The organism is Leptospira bouyouniensis (assembly GCF_004769525.1).
Classification (GTDB): domain Bacteria; phylum Spirochaetota; class Leptospiria; order Leptospirales; family Leptospiraceae; genus Leptospira_A; species Leptospira_A bouyouniensis.
Map to the genome: position 1 here is coordinate 321,045 of NZ_RQFT01000007.1, position 21,481 is coordinate 342,525.

Sequence of the window (21,481 nt, forward strand, 5' to 3'; positions counted from 1 at the left end):
AAAATAGAATCATACTAAGAATGATTCTTTTGCAATGGCTTGACATTCTGAAATTTTTCATAAAATCACCTACGATATTCCATAATTTTCATGTTCAAAACTATCTTTTTACCTCTCACCATTCGTTTAGAAGCATTTACTCATTTAGTTCCAGTCCCCTTCGCGATCTATATGGCTTCGATTACACAAGTTTATAGTATCAGCGAATGGTTGTTATTTTTAGTTTTATGTGTAACGAGTGGAACATTAATGGTTCTCGGTGGTTGCCTTTGGCGTTATATCATTCTAAAAAAAATCTCAACCCAATTTGAAAACCTTCAAATTGAAAAAAACAAGGATACTTACACAATTGGATCCAATGCAAAATCCAAAGAACTCAAACTATTTTTATATCGATATCCATTTTACGAAGGATTCATTATCATATTACGTTGGTTTGTTGGGGTAGGTTTAATTTTTGCTGCCACTCCATTTTTCAATTTATACAGACCTACCTTATGGACAACATTTCTACTTTACATGGTAATGATCCCACCTATTTCATTTGTGGCTTATTATTTCATAACTGAAAATGCATTTCGCAATTTATTCAAAATCCCTTTGATTCGACCCATTACAATCGAACCAAATGAAATTCCAAAATTCGATTATTTCAAAAGGATCTTGATTTCCTTTTTTGCACTCGCCGCTTTACCAGTTACCGTTCTTGGATATATGTTAATATCGAGTGCCAACGGAAACTTACATGTAAAAAATCCGTCCTTACAAGTTTTGATCATTGGAATTATTTTTATATTTCCATTGGTATTTGTTGCCTATTTGGTCGCAAAAGCCGTTAGACAAGGATTAAGTGATACAAGCCATATCTTAGATGAATTATCAAAAGGAAACTTTTCAGTAGTTTCTATGCCTTCTTCTGGGGATGATTTTGGACAACAATCTTTTCATCTGAATCGAGTTATCCAACAGCTAAATACAATGTATACAGAAATTTTTACTTTAAACGTGGGATTAGAAACTAAGGTAAAAGAACGAACATTAGAATTGGAAAATTCACTTGAAGAAGTGAAAAAATTAAAATTCCAACAAGATGGTGATTATTTTTTAACCCATTTACTTCTCAAACCTCTTGGAAAAAACCAGGTGAGTAGTGAATTTGTTTCAATTGATTTTTTTCTGAAACAAAAAAAGAGATTTGAGTTTAAAGGAAAAGAATACGAAATCGGTGGAGACTTGAACATCGCACATAATGTGATCTTACAAGGAAAAAAATTTTCCGTTTTTGTAAACTCTGACGCTATGGGGAAATCCATGCAAGGTGCTGGTGGAGCATTAGTGTTAGGAGCAGTATTTCAATCCATCATTGAAAGAACCTACTTATCTTCAAACACATACAATCAATCCCCAGAACGATGGCTAAAAAATGCTTTTATCGAAATGCACAAAATCTTTGAAGGATTTGATGGAAGTATGCTTGTCTCTCTTGTAATCGGGCTTATCGAAGAAGATACTGGTTTTTTATACTTTATCAATGCAGAACACCCATGGTTAATTTTATACAGAGATGAAAAAGCAAGTTTTTTAGAAAACGAATTGAGTTATCGAAAACTTGGAACCAAAGGATTAAATTCGGGAATATTTATTAAAACCTTTCGTTTGTTACCTGGTGATACGATCATTAGTGGATCGGATGGTAGGGATGATTTATTACTCTTCAGTGAACAAATTGAATCAAATCAAAGACAAATCAATCAAGATGAAAATTTAATCCTTTCTTACGTTGAACAAGGTAAAGGTGAATTAGATTCGATTTTCAATATACTGAGCAAAAACGGAGAAATCACTGATGATTTATCTCTGATTCGAGTTCATTATAAAGGAAATAGTGAATTACTTCCCAATCCTGGTTTTTCAAAATCATACCAAACTGCTAAAAAACTAGTAGAAGTTGGAAACATAGATGCAGCAATTGATTCACTTCAAAAACAAATTTTAGCGCAACCTATCACAAACAAAAGGTTTCATAAATTATTGGCAAAACTTCATTTCAAACGGAAGGAATATACTGAAGCAACAGAACATGCCCAAGTGTATTTAGAAAGCCACCCTTTTGATCTTAATTTTATGGAACTTAGCTCTATTTTACTTCACAAAGCAGGCAAAATCGACCAGGCCATTGAAATCTCTGAACGTATCCGTTTGAGAGAACCAAAAACATCAAAAAATACCTTCCATTTGATTCGATTGTATTTGGTGAAAGAGAATACCCAAAGAGCAAAAGAAATTTTAAATGAATGGGAACAACAATTCCCGATCGATCATGAACGGATAAAAAAATGGAAACAAATCCTGAGATTAAAATTTCCAAATGTCTTGATTTAAATTTTGTGATATAGTATCGTTTTTGGTGATCGTTTCCACCAATTCAGTTATGAACAGGAAAACCTTATTTTGGGACCTAACTTTTAAACTTGAGGCGTTTACACATACCGTTCCTGTACCCTTCGCAGTATATTATGCCATCATCACCCAAAAGATGGAGGCAAACCATTGGAAAATTTTTATTGCCTTATGTCTCGTATTTGCCACTGGCATCGGATTATTAGGTACTTTTGTACGACATCTTCTTCTCAAATTCCTTTATGCCAAAATTGAGAAAATGAGACTTCCATCTAACACGTCTCCGCTTTCGATAGAAGAAAAGGAATATGCGAAGTCTGTAAAAATTCTACTTTTCCGCTATCCATTGATTGAAGCAATCATCATCGTAATACGTTGGTTATCTGGCGTTATCCCAATCAGTTTACTCTTTTTTTATTTGGTCGAATATACACCATCAGTCGCCAGGTCAGCAATTTTCACATTTGTAATGATTGCACCCATTTCTTTTGTTACGTATTATTTTATTACTGAAAGTTCGATTCGTAACCTTTTTGATTTACCTCAATTTAAAAACGTCGAATTACAAGAAAAGGACATTCCTAAGTTTAATTATTTTACAAGAATTTTAGTTGCATTTTTTAGTTTAGCCGCATTACCTTTTGTTATTTTTTCATATATCTTATATTCACTTGCAACTGGTGAAATCGCAGTTGAGGATCCAATGATCCCAATTGTAACAGTTTCCTTTATCTTCATCATTCCTCTCATTGTGTGTTCCTATGTTGTTGCTAAATCTGTTAACGAAGGATTGAATGAAACCAGTCGTTCTCTTGGGGAACTAGCAAAAGGAAATTTTGATGTTCTTGTTACAGCTAAATCAAGTGATGATTTCGCAAGACAAGCATTTTATCTTAACTCCGTGATCGGAACTTTGAAGAACATGTATGCGGAAATCCGGAACTTAAATGAAGGATTAGAAGAAAAGGTTACATTAAGAACCGATGAGTTAAACCAGAGTCTCAACGATATCAGTAAACTTAAAGTCCAACAAGATGGAGATTATTATTTAATTTATCAATTACTCAATCCGTTTGCCATTAAAGATATCAATAGCAAAACCTTTCATGTTGAACACTTCCTGCGCCAAAAGAAAGCCTTTGAATTTAAAAATCAAAAGTATGAAATAGGCGGAGACATTAATATCTCTCACACCATCCAACTTCAGGATCGTAAATATATTTTGTTTGTTAATGCAGATGCTATGGGGAAATCGATGCAAGGCGCTGGTGGTGCACTCGTGTTTGGATCTGTCTTCCAATCAATTGTCCAACGAACCAAAACTGATCCAGGATTTAAAAATTTATCACCCGTAGAATGGTTACGATCTAATTTACAAGAGTTACAATTGATTTTTGAAACTTTCGATGGGACGATGTTAGTTTCTCTGACTATGGGTCTTATTGAAGAAGGAACTGGCAAACTCCACTTTCTCAATGCGGAGCATCCAATGATTGTTCTCTATCGAAACGATAGAGCTAATTTTTTGTTTCCGATCATCTCCTATCGTAAATTGGGAACATTGGGAGCAACTCCAATCAGCAAAGTGAATGAGTTCCAACTCCAACCCAATGACGTACTTCTCATCGGCTCTGACGGCAAGGACGACCTTCTCTTTAAAAATGAGGAAGGGGAATGGGAAGTGTTATCAGAAGATGAAATTTTTCTAGAAATTGTCGAAAAGACAAAAGGAAATTTGGAATCGATCATCAAGGAAGTGGATGCACTTGGCCAAGTCATCGACGATTTTTCGATCATTCGGATCGCCTATGAAAGTGATTGAACAAGTTAAAAAAAGATTCAATTCTTTGGATCGTTTTGGACTAATTCTCAATTTATTTCACAAAATCTCAGTTCATACCGTCCAATAACTGGAACATTGAATGAGCCATTCTAAACTAAAACTTCCCGTCAAAATGGGATACGGATTTGCCGAAACTGGTATAACAGCCGTTCAACTCTTTACTCAAATTTATCTTCTCAAGTTTTATACTGAAATCATAGGTTTAAATTCAAGTTTAGCCGGAATTGCTTTGTCCATTTCTGTCATTTGGGATGCGATTAGTGATCCACTTATGGGAAGGATCTCGGACCATACAAAAACTCGGTTCGGACGCAGAAGACCTTATATTTTCATTGGTGGCATATTATTATCAATTGCAGTATTGTTACTTTTCTCTCCGCCGCAAATCTCCTCTCAACTTGGTAAATTTTCTTATTTGTTAAGTGTTTATCTTTTGGTGAACACTGCCATGACAATCATCTCCGTTCCACATATTGCTCTCGGAGGAGAACTTAGTTTTGAGCGTAATGAACGTACTTCGGTATTTGGTTGGCGTTTGTTTTTTAGTAACATAGGTATGCTTATCGGAATGATCGTTCCCGCGGCCATATTACAGTCTCTAGGTGATGAGACTTCGAAAGAAAATATCATCACATCGAGAACAATTGCAGGTGAAATTGTATCTCTTGTAATTTTAGTTTCTTCGATCATCACTTTTTGGGTCACAAAAGGAAAAGATAATATTGAAGTGGAAAAGGAAAATAAACTCCCCTTCTTTTTATCTTTTGGTTCCGTTTTAAAAAACAAAATGTTTCTTGTTTTGTTGTTTGCATTTGTCATCGCAACCATCGGCAGAACCTTTAACTCAGCGATTGCATTGTATTATTATGAATACAGATTGGGACTAAAAGAATCGCAAGTGGTCATCAATATCTTATTGCCTTTTTTTCTCGTCCTTATGTTATCCATTGCTTTTTGGGTATGGATTTCAAAACAGATTGGAAAAAAAATACCAGCATTCTTTGGTGTATTTGGATTAGGACTCCTTACTGTCATCGTTTATCCTTTGTTTCCTTATGGAGAACTGAGACCTCCACTCATCGCTGCATTTTTTGGCGGTATCTTTGCTGGTTCCATATTGATTATGGATTCCATACTTACAGATGTAGTCGACTATGATGAATACAAAACAGGTGAAAAGCGCGAAGGGTTATATTTTGGTATTTGGAAAATGGGTGTCAAATTCTCTCAAGCATTTGGTATCGCCATCACTGGTTTTTTACTCGATGCCATTGGATTCCAAAACGGTTTGAGTACACAATCTTCTGAAGTTGGATTTCGGCTTGCATTGATTTTTGGACCTGGGGTTGGATTTTTCTTTATCTTAGGTTCCATCATATTTCTGTTTTTCCCTTTAACAGATGCAAAACACATCCAAGTGCAACGAATCTTAACAAAAAGAGCATTGAAAAAGGAAACCAGGTAAGTTACATTTGAAACCCATGGCACCAAAGCAAAAATTCCAGTTCCTTGCATTTTTACTGATTTATTTTATTGTTCCTTTCTCTGCTTGTTTGTTCACATTAATCTTTGCCAACTATACTTCCACAGCCTTTCTTCCTGAAAAATTTTTAGTATTGTTTGAAGCAACAAGAGTTACTCAAGATTTTACACTATTCGCATTGACTTGGGCACCATTTCCCATCATCACAATCATTCTATTTTTTTATAGTTTACCAGTAGCTGATTACTTATTCAAAAAAGAAAAATGTAGTTACCTCTCCGAAGAAAAAGCACGCCATAGAATCGTTCATTCTCCCATTATCATTAGTTTATATGGATTTGTCGGTTGGGAATTATCCACGTTTCTTTCTGTATTCCGGATTGACACTCTTTACCCGGAAGCCCCACCCCAAAGTATATTGACTGTTACGATCTTATTTGCTTTTTGGGGACTATTTGCATTTGCCTTTTCATACGCTACTACGAATTATCTGAACAAAACATTGATTATACCATGTGTATTTCCAGAGGGTGGACTTGGTAAATATGCAAAAGGAAAACAGTTTTCTATTGTCACAAAACAAATTATTTTTTGGACAGCCTCTACATTATTTCCAATCGTACTTTTGATATTTGGTTTATTACTAAGGACAAATCAAAATCTATTCGATTTACACCTATTGATTCACACAGATGTTTTATTTGAAGTGATTGCCATTATGTTATTCTTCTCTTTTGTTTTTTCTGTAACTTTTGCAATTAGTATACAACATCCTCTCAATAAAATTGAAGAAGCAACAGAACTCATCAAAGAACAAAAGTTTGATACTAGAGTCACAATCTTTAGTTCAGATGAATTAGGACTTCTCGGAGATGCAGTAAACGAAATGGCAGAAGGACTTGCAGAAAGAGAAAGGATCAAAGATACGTTTGGGAGAATCGTAGATCCAAGAGTGAGAGATTATCTCCTATCCAATGAACATAGCTTAGGTGGAAAAGTAGTTGATGCCACCATTCTTTTTTCAGACTTAAGAGATTTTACTAAACTTTCAGAAAAAAGAACTCCAGAAGAAGTTTTATACATCTTAAATCGATACTTCCAAGAAATGAGTAATGCCATCGAAATCCATGGTGGATTTATCAATAAATTCATTGGAGATGCGATTTTAGCGGTTTTTGGAACACCAATGCCAATGTTAGACCATGCGGATCGCGCTTTCCAAACCGCACTCCAAATGCAAAAGAATTTAGACCTTCTCAACAAACAATTTTTAGGAGAAGGATTAACAGAGCTGAAGATGGGGATTGGGATCCACACGGGGAGTTTACTTGTAGGAAACATTGGATCTGCCAATCGAATGGAATTTACAGTCATTGGAGATACAGTGAACACAGCATCTCGTGTGGAAGGATTGTGTAAAGGGTTACAAAAAAACCTTCTCATCACAGAAAACACGGCAAACCTTTTGGCCGATTCCATCCGAGACCGGTTACAATCAGAAGGTGAATATGAACTCAAAGGCAGGGAATCGAAAGAAAAAATATACTCCTACCCTATATCATAAGTACGTAAAAAAAAGGGAATAAAGGGTTGAATCCATTTTTAAATCAAGTCAAAATGGTGATTATGAGATTTGTTTTTGTTTTACTCATTTTGTGTATCTTGTCTACTTCATGTAACGAGATCAAGTTGGTAAACTCACAAGATATTTTAGATCTACTTAAAGATGATGGATCTTCCAATGTAAACTCATCATCAAATTCTTCTCAATCCTCTTCGACAAATTCATCTATCCAAAATGGAAACTCACAAAACCTAAACTACTATGGACTGACAGACTCACCTACGGGAACCAATACGTATGGTTCCACCGGAAGTACGGTCGGCAATCCACTCGGTTACTAACCAAAAACGGTTATTTGATAAACTCGAAAAAATCGTCGAGGAGTGGCCGAAAACAAGACCTGATCGTCACTTTCGCAACTTTCTCATTTTTTGGGCCGTAATTTAAAATGATATCATTTGGATCGCGGATAAATGAAAAGATTTTGTTAATTTGCATCTCTGCATGGCCATCCCGCACCTTTACTATGTATTCAAATTCATGTTCATTGGCGTCAACTTCTCCAATTCCATAGGGAACGTAACATTTGATGAGGCCGATCCCTCTGAGTTCCCCTGTTTCTTGGTTCTCAAATTCGATCTTCGAAAGTTCCGGGTCTAGTTTGTATTCCAACCATTGTTTTGCTTTGAGATAACTTCTGGTTTTTTGGTACGTTTTATGGTCTCTGGCATCTTCTGTGGTTCGCATTTTTGAAGAAACAATCCAAAGTTTCAAACACATGGAGTTTTGGAATAACAGGAAAAAGAATAATAATAGCAATACTCGTTTCTGCATCTTCTCTAAGCTTCCTTTCCCTCGTTCGGTTCGCAAAACAAATCTTCACATAAATGGAAAATTTTCTCCTTATTCGGCTGGACCGGAAATGGAATTACGTTTTTTGGCAATGGGGATGTGTTCTGGTTTGTTTTTTTGATCTTATGTCTCTTGGACTCGATTCTATCTCTCACTTTATTATTTTCGGAATTGGCTCCCCTCATTCTAGAGTGCCCAAATAAAAATTGGATTGAATTTGTTCGGGCATCACTTTCAATCTTGAACATGCCCGATTTTGATCGTATTGATCTTATGAATTATGCCATGTATGGAAATGATTTTGATCCCCAATGGGATGAAATCCGCGCCTTTATTAAGTCCAGTGCTTCTGCTCAAAAAGAATTGGAGGAGATCAAACGCACCGTTCCAAGCCCTCACGTTGGGAAGAGACGGATGTCCAATGCTCCTTCTGGTGATGCAAGAGACATGAGTGGAGAAAACTCGAATTCGGAACCGAGAAAACCAAACACTGGAAATGACACCAAAACTTGGTGGCAAAAAATCTTAGGAGATTGAAATGGAAAATACCGTAGACCAAGTCAAAAAAAACGTTGAGAACATCAAAAAGTTTGTGACTCCGTTTTTTAATTTGGCTGTGAACACAACTGTCTACGGTTACCATAACATCGTACCGACTGGCAAACTCATCCTTACTTGTAACCATCGAAGTGATATGGATCCTTTTGTGATTGGTTCTCTATTTCCCAGATTCATCTCTTGGATAGCAGCAGAATACACAACAAGGATCCCTCTCTTCAAAGACTTAGTGGAAAAAACTGGAACCATTCCTATGGCAATTGATGGAAATATTTCAATGGCTAGTATCAAAAAAGTACAACAAGTCTTTAAAAATGGGGATGTGCTTGGAATATTTCCAGAAGGGCATGATTATATGGTGAAAAATGATTTCTCTGCACCTCTTGCCAATTTCCATACTGGATTTGCTGCCTTTAGTTTACGAAACAAAGTAGACATCTTACCTTCTGTCATCATCCCAGAAGAAGAAACCATCACAGATTACCCAATCCCACCACTTGTGCGCGCCTTTATGGGAATGCCCAAAGAAGTGTGTGATATCAAACGTCGAGTGGTGTATAAAAAAATCAATGTGGTGTTTGGTGAAGTGATCAAATATGAAAATTATGCTCACCTACCGCTTGACAAAGGTATGGTGGCCGTTTCTGATGAAACGAAACGGCGAATGGGTGAATTACAAAAAGTAGATTATCTAAAAAAGTAAACGAACTTTGCTGAAATTCAGTCGTTTGACTTTTACCTAGATCTCCACTTCTCCAGAAAAAACTTCTTTGGCAGGTCCTGTCATCATCACTGAGCCATTTTCTTTCCATTCAATGTGGAGTGTTCCTCCGCGTAAATCGATCCGTACGGATCGTCCGGTTTTGCCATTCAAAATGGAAGCGACTGTCACGGCACATGCCCCAGTACCACAAGCTAATGTTTCACCTGTCCCTCTTTCCCATGTCCTTTGGTAGAGATGGTCTTTGCCTTTGATGGATACAAATTCGACATTCACTCGTCTTGGAAATAATGGGTGGTTTTCAATGATGGGACCAATTTCTCTCACTGGGAAATCATCTGCATCATCTACGTAAATCACACAATGTGGATTGCCCATACTAACAGCAGTAAAATGATATTTTTTTCCTTGGACTTCGATCTCTTGGTTGATGACTGGGTCTTGCCCAGGCCATACGATAGGCACAAGAGATGGTTTGAGGATAGGTTCACCCATATCGACTGTTACCATTTCCACTTTGCCATTTGTATCAGTTTTAAGATCTAGAGTGAGAACTCCTTTTCCCGTTTCGATGGTAGGTTTTTGGTTTTTGGTAAGACCATGGTCATAAACAAATTTTCCAACACAACGAACTCCATTCCCACACATTTCGGAAGAACTTCCATCAGAGTTGTACATATCCATTTGGAATTCACCAGATTTTGAATTGCGTATGAAAATCACACCATCTCCACCGATTCCAAAATTGCGGTCGGATAGTTTTTGGATTTGTTCTGGAGTGAGTCGGATATCGTTTTTCGTTGCATCAATGTACACGTAGTCGTTTCCAATTCCTTCCATTTTGGTGAAGTTGATTTTCATCGGTCCCTCTCTTTCACTCTATGATTTTTTTGCCCATGCTCTTGGCAAGCCGTATCAAGGATTTTTAGTTTGACCCTTGTTCCCATCAATTAGACTGACAGTATCAAACATGAAATCTTGTATCCTTTGCCAATCAACTGAGTCCAAAACTGTTTTTAATGAAAATGGAATTCCCATATTGGAATGCCAAAATTGTGGCCATGTTTATTCCTCATATGAACAAGAAGAACACTACGAAGGATACTGGGACGGCGCAGAACAAACATATGACTTGGAATGGTGGGACAACGCACACAGGGCAGTGTATTCCGATTTTATCAAAACCTATTTAAAAGAACCCAAAGGGAATCTTTTGGATGTTGGGTGTGGACTTGGTTTTTTTGTGAAAGCAGTCCTCCAAAACAAACCAGGTTGGACTGCCGTTGGGTATGAGATTTCCAAACAAGCAGTAAAATTTGCCAATGAACAAAATGGGATGAAAACGGTGTATGCTGGTCTTGTACAAGATTCAAAATTACCAAAAGAAAGTTTTGATACCATCACCCTTTGGGATGTTATCGAACACATCCCGAAACCACATTCCCTTCTTACATACTTACATAGCCTTTTGAAACCAGGTGGTGTATTATTTTTGCAAACACCAAACTTTCCAATCCAATTAGCAAAAGCCAATCTAAAGGTGAAGTTAAAAGGAATGAAGGAAGGTGTTCATTATTTAGAAGCCAAAGACCATGTGAACAATTACAAAATGGCAACCCTAGCAGAACTCGGGAAACAATGTGGATTTACGAATCCAGAATACAAAGTTCTTATGCCTATTTTATCAGTATCAGGTAGCAAAAGTAAACTCGCAGTGTATATAAAGTTAGCTTATTATTATTTCACCAAACTCGTGTTTACTCTCAGTTTCAAAACGATCAATTGGAACAACACTTTATTTTTGACATTGAAAAAGCCATAACTTAGCGTAGTCTAGTCCAGAAACGATATTGGAAGCCCGCCAAATATTCTTTAGAGGAGGTTTGTCACTACGACGACTTCCACCAGTCATCTCTTCCGGTACAATGAGCTCATTTACCGATTCTCCTTCGCCCCACATAGAAGGGATGTGGATGCAAGAAATACCATGGGAACTTGCACCTAAAATATCATCTTCCCAATTGTCACCGAGTAAAATACAATCTTTTGGATCTACATTCGTTTTCATAATTACATACTGGAAAAATTCCTTCGAAGGTTTTTCAAATCCAACTTCTTCTGAAGTGATCAGTGTAAATCTAAATTGATCCGGTAAAAATCCTTGGACTTTCAATAGTTGGGTGCGAAGGGTTTCATTTGTCGTGAGAAAAATTGGAAACTCATGTGAAAGGGATACTAACTTAGGGAATAATATTTTATGGTATTCATCCTTATTTTTTTCTACTGAGTAATAATAGAGAAAATGAAAAAAATACCGTTCTTCCAACCAAAAAATCTCTTTAATGTCCTTAGTTTGGAAACCAGGACGAGTCATCAAGTCTTGTGGATTTCCTAAAGAATTGGGCATGGTTTGAGAATTTTGGCCACTCTCGTTCGCTCGTAACATCTCCCATACCAGTTTAAAACACAATAATCGCAATCGATTGGAACTATGGTGTTTCAATTGGGATTTGACTTGTTTTCTTGCCAAATCATATAAAACAAGAAAATTTTCACCTAACCCTCGTTCTTCCCAATCCAAGGCACAGTGTTTGATCGCATAATCGTATGCTCCTTTGGAGGGTAAAATTGTATTATCTAAATCTAAAAATAACGGCATATCTGAAAGTTAAAACGAAGTGATTCCATTCTGTCAATGGTTTGGTTGTGATTTATGGCTTGTCATCATACAAAATGTTGATAGGATTTTTGTTATGATTTCTTTGGCTTCCATTTTATCCGCTTTGTTTCTCATTTTAGGTTCCATCCTCTTGGGGTATGGATTGGTAACTAACGGAGACTCAATGTATACCAAATCACTTGGATGGAATCTCAATACAATTTGGGGGAGTGTGGTTTTGATTGTGGGAGTTTTATTTGGATTGGGGAATTGGCTTTCCAACCAAATCCCCAAAAAGGAAAATCTTTAAACGGTTACTTTTTCCAATACAAGAGACAAAAATGGAACAAGTGACTCAAGTAACTCTGGTAACTCGTATTCCAAAATATCCCCTGCATATACAATGTCATTTTTTTCCATCGCGGAAGCAATGTTAGATAGTGTTCCATTTAACTGCCCGATTAACTCAGATAGTTTTTTGTCCTCAAAAGACAATTCTTGCCAATTTAGTTCTGAGTGACGAGTTTGAATAGAAACAAGAGCTGACATAAGGCCCGTTAAACGACCTACCGCATCATTCAAAATCTCTGATGCCAAGTGATCCTTACCTGATTGAAAATTTTCGTTCACAAGCATAAAGTCTTTGATCACTTTATCCTTTTCGTTCACGAAACGTGAAATAATTTCTATTAGTTCAGATTCATCTAGCCGCATCACGGCAAGCCTTGTACTCAAATCCATTAAAAACAATTTTACATCGCGAAGATCTTCTAAAAAAGTTTCGATTGTTTTTGTAGAATCCAAAACTAAGGATCCGTTTTGCAAAGAATCAAGTATCTCTTCTACGTTTTTTCCCTTTCCCATTGGTTGTATGAGATTTAAGTTGAGGTTTAAGAGTTTTGTTGTGGTGCGAATCATAGAAATGATCCAAGGGATTCCCTCTTTCAAATCTTCTGCTTCTTTTTCAGTCAAAGAATCACGGCCAACAAGAGTAGAACCAACTTTGTCTACATAGTTGTCAACTTCTACTAAACTATCTTCGATGACATCCAGTTCCTCTCCAACAAATAAATCCAATCTTTCTGTTTCATCGATTCCAACATGGTCGAGTTCTGACCTGTTAAGTTCCTTTCCATTTACAGTAAAATGTCGTAAGTACTTTCCGTTGGATTCGATCCATTTTTGAATTTGATCGAACACTTCGCCGAGGTTTGTTTCGCCATCTAATTTAGTATCTAATTGTTGTTCATTGATAAATATATTCATCATTCCCCACCGTTTCCTCTAAACATATTATTCTGTAAGTAGTTTCCAACTGATTTGTTTTTCCCGACACCTTGTTCCATGTAGAGAAATCGTTGTTTTAGTTTTGCTTCAAAACTGATGAGATGTGACTCATGTTCTTTGATTTTTTTATTGTTACCAGCAACACTTTCTTCTAAAAGTTTTACCTTACTTGTGACTATCCCTGATGCGTATTGGTTATACGGTCTAAGAATTTCTAATAACCGAATTCCAACACCTTCTTCCATCTTAGCATCATTATTCGGATCCGAAGCAAAAAGATCTCGGACTCCATCTGGATTTTCTGATAAAACGGCGATGAGTTTTTCCTGGTCTATTTGTAATAATCCATCTTGGATTTTTTCCCAATTCGAACCAACCGCTCCAGTCGAAATTCCAATGTCTGTGAGTACCCGAAATCCATTTTCCTTTGTAGCAGGGTAATAGGAATTGGCGGTAGTTTTTAAGGAAGCAATAAGCCTTAGGATCGCATTTTCACCGGCCAAAAGTCCCGATTTCGATTTGTTATCCCAAAAATCCCTTGAGATGTCAGCAGCTTTGGAATCATCACTTTCTTTTTTATCAGAAATTTTTCCATTTTTTTCAACAGAAGTGACTTCTTTTGAAAACTTCATGAGTTCGTTATAAGCATCTACCCATTCTTTGATTAATGCGGAACCTTTTGCATGGTCCACATGGATTTTTAAAGTAACTGGCTCTTCTGTCACCTTATGAACATTAAATGAGATACCTTCCATTACGTCGGCAATCCCTTCATTTGTGTCACGAGTGATTTCAACACCATCAATTTTGATTTTGAGATCTTTTGCTTCTTGTAATATCTTTAAAGGTTCTGCAGTTCCCGGAGCTTGTGGTGTAATTAATGTTACTGATTTGATCTGGATCGGAGTGGTTGCCGCATTGGAAACAATGATCCCTGTAAGATTTTTATCACTGGCAAAGTCACCAGCCTGGAATATATATTTGGATTCTGTTTTTGTGATCGGAAGGAATTTATTTCGAACACTTCCTTCTTTTTCAAAACTCATTCCAAGTTCCATTACCGCAGGTGCTTCACCAACGACTTCCACTTCAAAATAAGCTCTTTCTTTGATTTCTGTAACAGCAATGGGGAGTGTGAAGGCTGTATCTGGTTTTAAAAAGATTCCTTCTTCAGTTTGTGTGACCTTTTCAGTTTCTAATTCTGATTTTTTGAATTTAGTTGGTTCCCAAGCTTTTGCTTTGGTTCCATCAATCGAAAGTAATTGTTTTGTATCTTCCTGTGAAGTTTTGTTTTCGCCTACAAGGCCTGCGAGTTTTAAAATTCCATTTGGATCTGAAAATTGGAGTTCGTTTTTTTTCCCTGTTTTAACGGATGTTAAAGTAATAATAGAAGAATCTTTGTCAATTTTGATGATGGATGATTCTAGAATATTTCCTGCCATATTTTTGATGGCACTCGATAATTCAGAAAGCCCCCCTCCAGGAAAAGTGACCGTCTCTTTGGACTTTCCAGAATAAACAGTAAAACTTCCTTCTGGCAAACGAATGTCGGTATCAATTTCTACACCAGATAACTGGTGTTTACTTGCCATTTGAATGATTTCTAATGATTTGTTTCCTGATTTGGCAGCTCGAGATGCTTCCCCTGTGATCACTCCTTCGACGGAAGAAGATACCGATTTTGTGGCAAAGGGAGCGGTAAAGGAAACAAGGGCCCTAGTTTTGGTTTGTAAGTTGGTTGAGAGATTTTTTACCTCTCCCCAAATCTGAATCTGCATTTTGGCATATTCATTTTCAGTTTCCCAACGTTTGATCGGCCGACGTTCCAATTCGACCAGTTTTTTAACGATATCGTTTGTGTTTTGCCCGGTCATAAGACCCGGCATTGTGTATGCTGGCATATCGTCCTAAATCCCTCTGAATCTAATGTCGTCGAATTCTACAAAAGGATTAGGAATTTACAGAATTTTTTCCTTCCCAAATCCTAGAATTATGACTGCTAGCCCTACAGAAAAAATAGAACTGGGGAACCAAAATATCTTCTTCGACCGCGAACTTTCCTGGGTCGACTTCAATTACCGTGTACTCGAAGAATCCTTTGATAAAGAAAATCCACTCCTCGAACGCCTTAAATTTTTATGCATCACCGAGTCCAATTTGGATGAGTTTTTTATGGTGCGAGTAGCGGGACTTCTCAACTTAAAAAATGCTGGGATCGAAGAAAAAAGCCTAAATGGCAAACGAACCTCTGAAACCATTGCTGAACTTTATTCTAAAGTGAATCAATTTGTGAAAAAACAATATGAATCATTGGATGAGATCTTAATCGAGCTAAAAGAGAACAAAATTGTAGTGGTGCAAGACCCTAGTGAACTTGCAGGTGAAGACATTCAGTTTGTGAAAAATTATTACAAACGTGAAGTATCATCGATACTCACTCCACTTGCAATTGATCCTTCACATCCTTTTCCACATATTTTAAATCGTACACTCAATTTAGGAATCACTTTATATTCAGATGATGATAAAAGTAAAGTAAAGGAATTATTTGCAATCGTACAAGTGCCAAGTGTATTACCAAGATTTTTGCAATTACCTCCAAACAAAGAGAGCGACAAAAGAAGATACTTTCCACTCGAAGAAATCATTAAACTACACTTAGGTGATTTGTTCTATGGAATGAATGTAAAACAAATTCATACGTTCAAAATTGTTAGGGATGCAGATATCTCGATCAACGAAGAACAAAATATCGGCGATCTTCTCACCACGATGAAAAATGAATTAAAAAACAGAATGTGGGGAGATGCAGTTCGTTTAGATGTTCATGCAGGTGCTGGCCACATTAAAGAACTATTGAGAGACTTGTTGGAATTGGAAGAATATCAGGTAATGGAGATTCCCACCTTACTCAGCTTAAACGATATGATGTTTTTTCAAAGTTTAGAAAAAACAAGCCACCTAAAATATTCTTATCCAGTTCCAAAGTCTGGATTTGCAGCAAAAAAAAGTGAGTCCATATTTTCTGAAATACGAAAAAACGATCACCTGCTCCATCATCCATACGAAAGTTTTAAATCCATAGAAGATATGTTAAAGATTGCAAGCCAAGACCCAAAAGTCCTTGCGATTAAAATGACTTTGTATCGAACTTCAGGTGATTCACCCATCATACAATACTTAGGTGAAGCGGCCGAGAATGGAAAACAAGTTACGGTTCTTGTGGAACTCAAAGCAAGATTTGATGAAGAAAGGAACATCCGCTGGGCGAAAAAATTAGAAGATAGCGGAGTACACGTAGTGTATGGAGTGGTGGGTCTCAAAATCCATTGTAAAATGTTACTGATTGTCAGACGAGAAGATGACAAACTCAATCGTTACGTACATCTTGGGACAGGAAATTACAACTCAACAACAGCAAGATTTTACACTGATATCAGTTTGTTTACAGCAAACCCAGAAATCACAGAAGATGTTGCGATACTCTTCAATACAATTACAAGTTCAGGAAAAATGCCTAGATTATCCAAAATTTATGCAGCTCCTACATTCCTAAAAGAAGAGTTTTTAAGGCTCATCCAAAGAGAAACAGATAATGCAAAATCAGGAAAACAAGCACGAGTGATTTTTAAAATGAACTCACTCGTTGACCCTGACGTCATCTTAAAACTTTATGAAGCCTCCCAAGCGGGAGTTAAAATTGACTTAATCATTCGAGGAATATGTTGTTTGCGCCCTGGAATTCCAGGTGTTTCGGATCGAATCAATGTTCGTTCGATAGTTGGTAGGTACTTAGAACATTCTAGAATTTATAGCTTCGAAAATGGCGGAAAACCAGAAGTATTTCTCGCTTCTGCTGACTGTATGCCGAGGAACTTCCTTCGTCGAATTGAAGTTATGTTTCCTATCTTACAAGATAAACATAAAAAACGAATCGCAAAAATATTGGAACTACTGCTTCGCGACAATACACAAGCTCGCATATTGGAATCAGACGGAACCTACACAAGACTCACGCCAGGTGATGATGATCCTGCTGTGAATTCACAAATTGATATGGTTGATATCTAAAGGATAAAAAATGGATTTTACAAAAACAAAAACAGAACTAGGTCAACTCATCGGAGAAAAAAAAGTCATCCAAAAGAAAGATGGAACCATGGATGATGCTTTATTCGATTCTTATGGTACTGATAGAACAAAAGTTTACGCTCCCAATTACCAAATTTTAGTATTCCCTGAAAATACTGAAGATGTGGCATCCATTGTAACATATGCCTATAAAAATGGAATTTCTATAGTTCCTTCTGGAGGAAGGACTGGTTATGCTGGAGGCGCTGTTGCTAAAAATGATGAAATTGTAATTTCATTAAACAAAATGAACCAAGTTTTAGATTTTGATCCTTTCCTTGGCACCTTACACATCCAAGCTGGTATGATCACAAAAAACTTACACAAAGAAGCAGAAGAAAGAGGTTTTTATTTCCCTGTTGATTTTGCAGCAACTGGATCAAGTCATATCGGTGGAAATATTGCTACCAATGCGGGAGGAGTCCGAGTGGTTCGTTATGGACTCATTCGAGACTGGGTTCTTGGTCTGACAGTTGTGAACGGTAAAGGAGAGGTGTTTCGATTTAATGGTGAAATATTAAAAAACAATACTGGTTATGATTTAAAACATTTATTTATAGGTTCAGAAGGAACTCTAGGGATCATCACAGAAGCAGTAGTAAAACTCACAAAACCACCAAAAGATATTAGGGTAATATTTTTAGCAGTCCCCGAATACAAAAACATATTAGAAATCTTTCGTGAAACACATAACTTTGATTTACCATTACTTGCCTTTGAATTTTTAACAGATTATTGTTTGGATAAAGTGAAAGAACATTTAGGTGTTCCAGATCCATTTTCAACACCTAGCAAATATTATGTGCTAATGGAATTTGAAGTGAGTGGAGATTCTGACGAAGAAAAACTATATTCTATATTAGAATCCATCACCGAAAAAGAATTGATCACAGATGGATCCATTGCACAAAACTCAAGACAAAACGAAACCTTCTGGAAATACAGAGAAGGGATTTCCGAATCTCTATCTCTTGCCTATACAGTGCATAAAAATGATATCTCACTACCACTCCGAAACATGGAGGCATTTTTAGGTGAGATGACAGCGCTCCTTACGAAAAAATACCAAGGATTTTCCATTGCTCTATTTGGTCATATTGGCGATGGAAATCTTCACTTGAACATTGTGAAACCCAAGGACCTAACAGATGCAGATTTTTTCGCACAATGCAAACAAGTAGACCCTGAAATGTTCCAACTCATCCAAAAATTCAAAGGGTCCATTTCTGCTGAACATGGAATTGGGTTACTAAAAAAAGACTACTTGGGATTTTCTCGTTCAACGAGCGAACTTGATACGATGCGGGCGATCAAATTGGCATTTGACCCAAAAGGGATTTTGAACCCAGGCAAAGTGCTCTCCTCCGAGACTCAGCATTAATTTTGTTATTTTTTTTGGTCGATCTGCTTAATCTGTAAGCATTGGCCAAAAAAATGCTAGATTTTAATCAGAGATCGTCTAAACTATAACTATGTTCAGGAAAATGTTTAAAATCGCAGGGGTCACACTCCTCACATTCTCTCTGGGCAGTGCTTTCCTTTCGGAAGAAAATGTTCTCATTCGCACTCGCGGGGCAAAATCCAGCCGAGTGTCGGGCAAATCACAACTTTCTGGTTCCCATTTGCTTTCTTCTCAGAATTCCGCTTCGGAAGAAGGGACTGGCACAAAAGATTTAGAAGACATCGTCACATGGGACGGCAAAGGATTAACAGGGGTTTGGGTATCTTCCCTCACTTCTAACTGTAAAAATTCCACTCAATGGAATTCGTTTCTCCTTTCCCACCAATATTTAAATCTACCTCCACCCGTATAACTCCTCTCTACCGCTTTAACCTGTGTCCCGTTAGGGGCACAGGGTGTTTTTATATTTATTTCCAATAGAATTGTTTCTCATTTGCCAAAACTTTCCAGACTGTACCAGAGTGTTTTCTCTCTCTGGGCAGTCTTTTTTTTAGCAACTGCTTCGTCTCAATTCCTAGGAACTGTACAATTCGCTGATTTTATTGGTACATACGAAGAATTTATCGTGATTTTAAGATTGAGTACAGACTTTGATAAGGATTTGTGGACAATATGACGGGAAACTGGTCGAACAAACTCATTGCACTACTACTTGTAGCAACTGTAGGTTTCCCATTTGATTGTACATCAGATGCAGTTTCTGAATACTTTGAAGCCAATCTCCAACAGATCAAAAAGTCATATGGAAAATCTTTAGAAGTTAATGAGATAACTGAGGATACGACAATTGATGTCCCTCAGATCACATCTATCGATGAAAATGCAACACTCGGTCGTTCTAGAGCTGATTTTCTAGATTTCTTCAATGATTATAAAAGTCATGATTTATCTGAAGATCTAATTGTATCGTATATCGATTTACTTTCTATCGGGATCTATCTTCCCAACCTTCTATCTTCTCTTTTACTCAACATTCCCCCTCCTTTCTCTTTCGTTTAAACCTTTTTCGGCATTTACGAATCCGGAAGTATACCTTCGCCTAACCTTGCAATAGTATACCCATATTCGTTGCACTCTAGAAATTTTTAAAAATTGGTAACTTATGAACGTTTATTACAAAATGGGTATCTACCTATCGCTTCTTTTTGTGACTTCGATCCTATCTGAAGAAACAAAAGTAGCACAAGCAAGTGAAGCTCTTAGGAGACAATTAACGGATGAAAATCCAAGGACATCTCTCGGGTCCAGTTTGTATCCAGAAGATCAAAAGTATGCAAGAGAGATTGATCTTGAAACCGCAGAATCCTTGTTATGGAAGAATAATTTACTTCTGATTGCATCTCGATTTCAAATTGATGTTAAAAAAGCAGGAATCTTACAAGCAGGTTTATATGCGAACCCAAACATTGCAATTGACCAAAGTATTTTTGCTGAACCTACCCAAAGGTATTTTGATACCACTCGCTCTGGCCAATCAGTAGTACAAGTCCAACAAGTTTTTTTATTGGGAGGTAAAATTGATAAACGAGTGAAAGTTGCCGAACTGAACGCAAAAATCTCTGAACAAGAATTTTATGACTTAACTCGAGCCCTTATCACAAAACTAAGAAGAACTTTTTATACAATTTATTTTTATAAAAAAGCAGTGGTCTTTTATGACCAAAGTATTGCATCCATTGAAAAAACTGTCGATTCATCTGAGCTTGCTTATAAGCGAAGAGCATTATTACAAGCAGAACACCTTCGTCTTAAAGCATTACTTTTCTTTCTCAAAAAAGAAAGGGAGGATCTTGCGATTAAAGTTTATGAAAAAGAAGCGGAATTAAAAATTTTATTAAACGATGATGCATATCGTGATGCACGTGTTGAATTTGTTCCAAAAATCAATGAAAAACAATTAGATTCCATTGTACCAAATAATGTAAAACTCGAGGATTTAGTTGAAATCGCACGAGAAAACAGGCCGGATTTAAAAAAAGCATTACAAACATTACGATATGAAGAAGCAAATCTAGAGCTTCAATATGCAAATGCAATCCCTGATTTATCATTTGGACCTGTATACAACCGAGGTGGTACTGCATTTCAAAATTATTGGGGTGTTACAGCACAATTAACCGTTCCACTCTTTGATAGAAACCAAGGGAATATACAAGCAGCTGAAAAAGCAATTTTAGTCCGCAAACAAGAACTAAAAAACAATATTTTGGAAGTTGAAAATGAAGTAGCTGTTGCCTACCAATCCGCTCGTATCAAAGACGCATTGTACAAACGATTCATTGATGCCTATATCAAAGATTACGGAAGTTTATCTTTAGATATGATTATGAGTTATGAAAAGAAATACATCACAATCTTAGAGTTTGCCGACTTCTTTGAGACTTATCGTTCGAGTGTTGTGGAGATGTTAAAGCTTCAAACGGATCGAATGGAAGCAATCGAAAATGTGAACTATGCAGTGGGAAAAGGAATCTTTATCCCCAAATCTGAAAATCAAACGTATCCAAAAACTGAGGAATAA

19 protein-coding genes are annotated in these 21,481 nt (G+C 36.8%); 14 read left to right on the plus strand and 5 right to left on the minus strand.

Features of this window, described 5'->3' with window-relative positions; translation table 11 throughout:
- The first annotated feature begins 90 nt into the window (after nucleotides 1-90).
- The 5 genes from EHQ43_RS07595 (at nucleotide 91) to EHQ43_RS07615 (ending at nucleotide 7,631) form a co-directional block, all read left to right on the plus strand.
- Nucleotides 91-2,382, plus strand: coding sequence for a SpoIIE family protein phosphatase (locus EHQ43_RS07595; protein ID WP_135770587.1), 2,292 nt, complete (start codon nucleotides 91-93; stop codon nucleotides 2,380-2,382).
- Nucleotides 2,383-2,431: 49 nt separating this feature from the next.
- Nucleotides 2,432-4,222: a SpoIIE family protein phosphatase gene (locus tag EHQ43_RS07600; RefSeq protein WP_135741023.1), complete on the plus strand. Its 1,791-nt coding sequence runs from the start codon at nucleotides 2,432-2,434 to the stop codon at nucleotides 4,220-4,222.
- A gap of 100 nt (nucleotides 4,223-4,322) precedes the next feature.
- Complete coding sequence (locus EHQ43_RS07605; protein WP_135770589.1) at nucleotides 4,323-5,708, plus strand: MFS transporter; 1,386 nt, start codon at nucleotides 4,323-4,325, stop codon at nucleotides 5,706-5,708.
- A gap of 16 nt (nucleotides 5,709-5,724) precedes the next feature.
- Nucleotides 5,725-7,290, plus strand: a complete 1,566-nt coding sequence (locus EHQ43_RS07610; RefSeq protein WP_167481758.1) for an adenylate/guanylate cyclase domain-containing protein — start codon at nucleotides 5,725-5,727, stop codon at nucleotides 7,288-7,290.
- 26 nt (nucleotides 7,291-7,316) lie between these two features.
- Nucleotides 7,317-7,631 carry a hypothetical protein gene (locus EHQ43_RS07615; protein ID WP_135770593.1) on the plus strand — a complete coding sequence of 105 codons (315 nt, stop codon included), beginning with the start codon at nucleotides 7,317-7,319 and terminating at the stop codon, nucleotides 7,629-7,631.
- Nucleotides 7,632-7,641: 10 nt separating this feature from the next.
- Here the strand turns inward: EHQ43_RS07615 and EHQ43_RS07620 are convergent, their stop codons facing one another.
- The gene (locus tag EHQ43_RS07620) at nucleotides 7,642-8,124 is read right to left on the minus strand and encodes a DUF4468 domain-containing protein (RefSeq protein WP_208730970.1); all 483 of its coding nucleotides are present in this window, start codon (nucleotides 8,122-8,124) and stop codon (nucleotides 7,642-7,644) included.
- Between the two features lie 264 nt (nucleotides 8,125-8,388).
- Here EHQ43_RS07620 and EHQ43_RS07630 point away from each other — a divergent pair, with 264 nt between their 5' ends.
- Complete coding sequence (locus EHQ43_RS07630) at nucleotides 8,389-8,679, plus strand: hypothetical protein (RefSeq protein WP_135742400.1); 291 nt, start codon at nucleotides 8,389-8,391, stop codon at nucleotides 8,677-8,679.
- 1 nt (nucleotide 8,680) lies between these two features.
- Nucleotides 8,681-9,403 carry a lysophospholipid acyltransferase family protein gene (locus EHQ43_RS07635; RefSeq protein WP_135770595.1) on the plus strand — a complete coding sequence of 241 codons (723 nt, stop codon included), beginning with the start codon at nucleotides 8,681-8,683 and terminating at the stop codon, nucleotides 9,401-9,403.
- Between the two features lie 36 nt (nucleotides 9,404-9,439).
- On the opposite strand, the gene dapF is transcribed toward EHQ43_RS07635, so the two are convergent.
- On the minus strand, nucleotides 9,440-10,282 hold the full coding sequence (gene dapF, locus EHQ43_RS07640; protein ID WP_135754484.1) for a diaminopimelate epimerase: 843 nt from the start codon (nucleotides 10,280-10,282) through the stop codon (nucleotides 9,440-9,442).
- A 109-nt stretch (nucleotides 10,283-10,391) separates the two neighbouring features.
- On the opposite strand from dapF, the gene EHQ43_RS07645 reads away from it, so the two are divergent.
- Complete coding sequence (locus tag EHQ43_RS07645) at nucleotides 10,392-11,243, plus strand: class I SAM-dependent methyltransferase (RefSeq protein WP_135770597.1); 852 nt, start codon at nucleotides 10,392-10,394, stop codon at nucleotides 11,241-11,243.
- On the opposite strand, the gene EHQ43_RS07650 is transcribed toward EHQ43_RS07645, so the two are convergent.
- On the minus strand, nucleotides 11,217-12,080 hold the full coding sequence (locus EHQ43_RS07650; RefSeq protein ID WP_135770599.1) for an HAD family hydrolase: 864 nt from the start codon (nucleotides 12,078-12,080) through the stop codon (nucleotides 11,217-11,219). The genes EHQ43_RS07645 and EHQ43_RS07650 overlap by 27 nt on opposite strands.
- Nucleotides 12,081-12,099: 19 nt before the next feature.
- Here EHQ43_RS07650 and EHQ43_RS07655 point away from each other — a divergent pair, with 19 nt between their 5' ends.
- Complete coding sequence (locus tag EHQ43_RS07655) at nucleotides 12,100-12,390, plus strand: hypothetical protein (protein ID WP_244242697.1); 291 nt, start codon at nucleotides 12,100-12,102, stop codon at nucleotides 12,388-12,390.
- Here the strand turns inward: EHQ43_RS07655 and EHQ43_RS07660 are convergent.
- Together EHQ43_RS07660 and fliD are read right to left on the minus strand one after the other, a co-directional pair.
- Nucleotides 12,387-13,349, minus strand: coding sequence for a hypothetical protein (locus EHQ43_RS07660; protein ID WP_135754481.1), 963 nt, complete (start codon nucleotides 13,347-13,349; stop codon nucleotides 12,387-12,389). The genes EHQ43_RS07655 and EHQ43_RS07660 overlap by 4 nt on opposite strands.
- Entirely contained in the window at nucleotides 13,346-15,268 is a 1,923-nt protein-coding gene (fliD, locus tag EHQ43_RS07665) for a flagellar filament capping protein FliD (RefSeq protein WP_135770601.1), read from the minus strand. The genes EHQ43_RS07660 and fliD overlap by 4 nt, the downstream gene beginning before the upstream one ends.
- Nucleotides 15,269-15,293: 25 nt before the next feature.
- On the opposite strand from fliD, the gene ppk1 reads away from it, so the two are divergent.
- The 5 genes from ppk1 (at nucleotide 15,294) to EHQ43_RS07690 (ending at nucleotide 21,481) form a co-directional block, all read left to right on the plus strand.
- Nucleotides 15,294-17,438: a polyphosphate kinase 1 gene (gene ppk1 / locus EHQ43_RS07670; RefSeq protein WP_135741012.1), complete on the plus strand. Its 2,145-nt coding sequence runs from the start codon at nucleotides 15,294-15,296 to the stop codon at nucleotides 17,436-17,438.
- A gap of 10 nt (nucleotides 17,439-17,448) precedes the next feature.
- Complete coding sequence (locus EHQ43_RS07675) at nucleotides 17,449-18,879, plus strand: FAD-binding oxidoreductase (protein ID WP_135770603.1); 1,431 nt, start codon at nucleotides 17,449-17,451, stop codon at nucleotides 18,877-18,879.
- Nucleotides 18,880-18,982: 103 nt separating this feature from the next.
- Nucleotides 18,983-19,312, plus strand: coding sequence for a hypothetical protein (locus tag EHQ43_RS07680; protein ID WP_244242699.1), 330 nt, complete (start codon nucleotides 18,983-18,985; stop codon nucleotides 19,310-19,312).
- A gap of 260 nt (nucleotides 19,313-19,572) precedes the next feature.
- Complete coding sequence (locus EHQ43_RS07685; RefSeq protein WP_135770607.1) at nucleotides 19,573-19,959, plus strand: hypothetical protein; 387 nt, start codon at nucleotides 19,573-19,575, stop codon at nucleotides 19,957-19,959.
- A gap of 103 nt (nucleotides 19,960-20,062) precedes the next feature.
- A complete protein-coding gene (locus tag EHQ43_RS07690; protein ID WP_135741008.1) occupies nucleotides 20,063-21,481 on the plus strand; it encodes a TolC family protein in 1,419 nt (472 codons plus the stop codon).

Bases quoted from the DNA above. Each gene is read 5' to 3' on its own strand.
- dapF (WP_135754484.1), bottom strand. From the start codon at position 10,282: ATGAAAATCAACTTCACCAAAATGGAAGGAATTGGAAACGACTACGTG.
- ppk1 (WP_135741012.1), top strand. From the start codon at position 15,294: ATGTCGTCGAATTCTACAAAAGGATTAGGAATTTACAGAATTTTTTCC.
- EHQ43_RS07680 (WP_244242699.1), top strand. From the start codon at position 18,983: ATGTTTAAAATCGCAGGGGTCACACTCCTCACATTCTCTCTGGGCAGT.
- EHQ43_RS07685 (WP_135770607.1), top strand. From the start codon at position 19,573: ATGACGGGAAACTGGTCGAACAAACTCATTGCACTACTACTTGTAGCA.
- EHQ43_RS07610 (WP_167481758.1), top strand. From the start codon at position 5,725: ATGGCACCAAAGCAAAAATTCCAGTTCCTTGCATTTTTACTGATTTAT.
- EHQ43_RS07660 (WP_135754481.1), bottom strand. From the start codon at position 13,349: ATGATGAATATATTTATCAATGAACAACAATTAGATACTAAATTAGAT.
- fliD (WP_135770601.1), bottom strand. From the start codon at position 15,268: ATGCCAGCATACACAATGCCGGGTCTTATGACCGGGCAAAACACAAAC.
- EHQ43_RS07595 (WP_135770587.1), top strand. From the start codon at position 91: ATGTTCAAAACTATCTTTTTACCTCTCACCATTCGTTTAGAAGCATTT.
- EHQ43_RS07605 (WP_135770589.1), top strand. From the start codon at position 4,323: ATGAGCCATTCTAAACTAAAACTTCCCGTCAAAATGGGATACGGATTT.
- EHQ43_RS07690 (WP_135741008.1), top strand. From the start codon at position 20,063: ATGAACGTTTATTACAAAATGGGTATCTACCTATCGCTTCTTTTTGTG.
- EHQ43_RS07600 (WP_135741023.1), top strand. From the start codon at position 2,432: ATGAACAGGAAAACCTTATTTTGGGACCTAACTTTTAAACTTGAGGCG.
- EHQ43_RS07620 (WP_208730970.1), bottom strand. From the start codon at position 8,124: ATGCAGAAACGAGTATTGCTATTATTATTCTTTTTCCTGTTATTCCAA.
- EHQ43_RS07630 (WP_135742400.1), top strand. From the start codon at position 8,389: ATGCCCGATTTTGATCGTATTGATCTTATGAATTATGCCATGTATGGA.
- EHQ43_RS07645 (WP_135770597.1), top strand. From the start codon at position 10,392: ATGAAATCTTGTATCCTTTGCCAATCAACTGAGTCCAAAACTGTTTTT.
- EHQ43_RS07635 (WP_135770595.1), top strand. From the start codon at position 8,681: ATGGAAAATACCGTAGACCAAGTCAAAAAAAACGTTGAGAACATCAAA.
- EHQ43_RS07675 (WP_135770603.1), top strand. From the start codon at position 17,449: ATGGATTTTACAAAAACAAAAACAGAACTAGGTCAACTCATCGGAGAA.
- EHQ43_RS07650 (WP_135770599.1), bottom strand. From the start codon at position 12,080: ATGCCGTTATTTTTAGATTTAGATAATACAATTTTACCCTCCAAAGGA.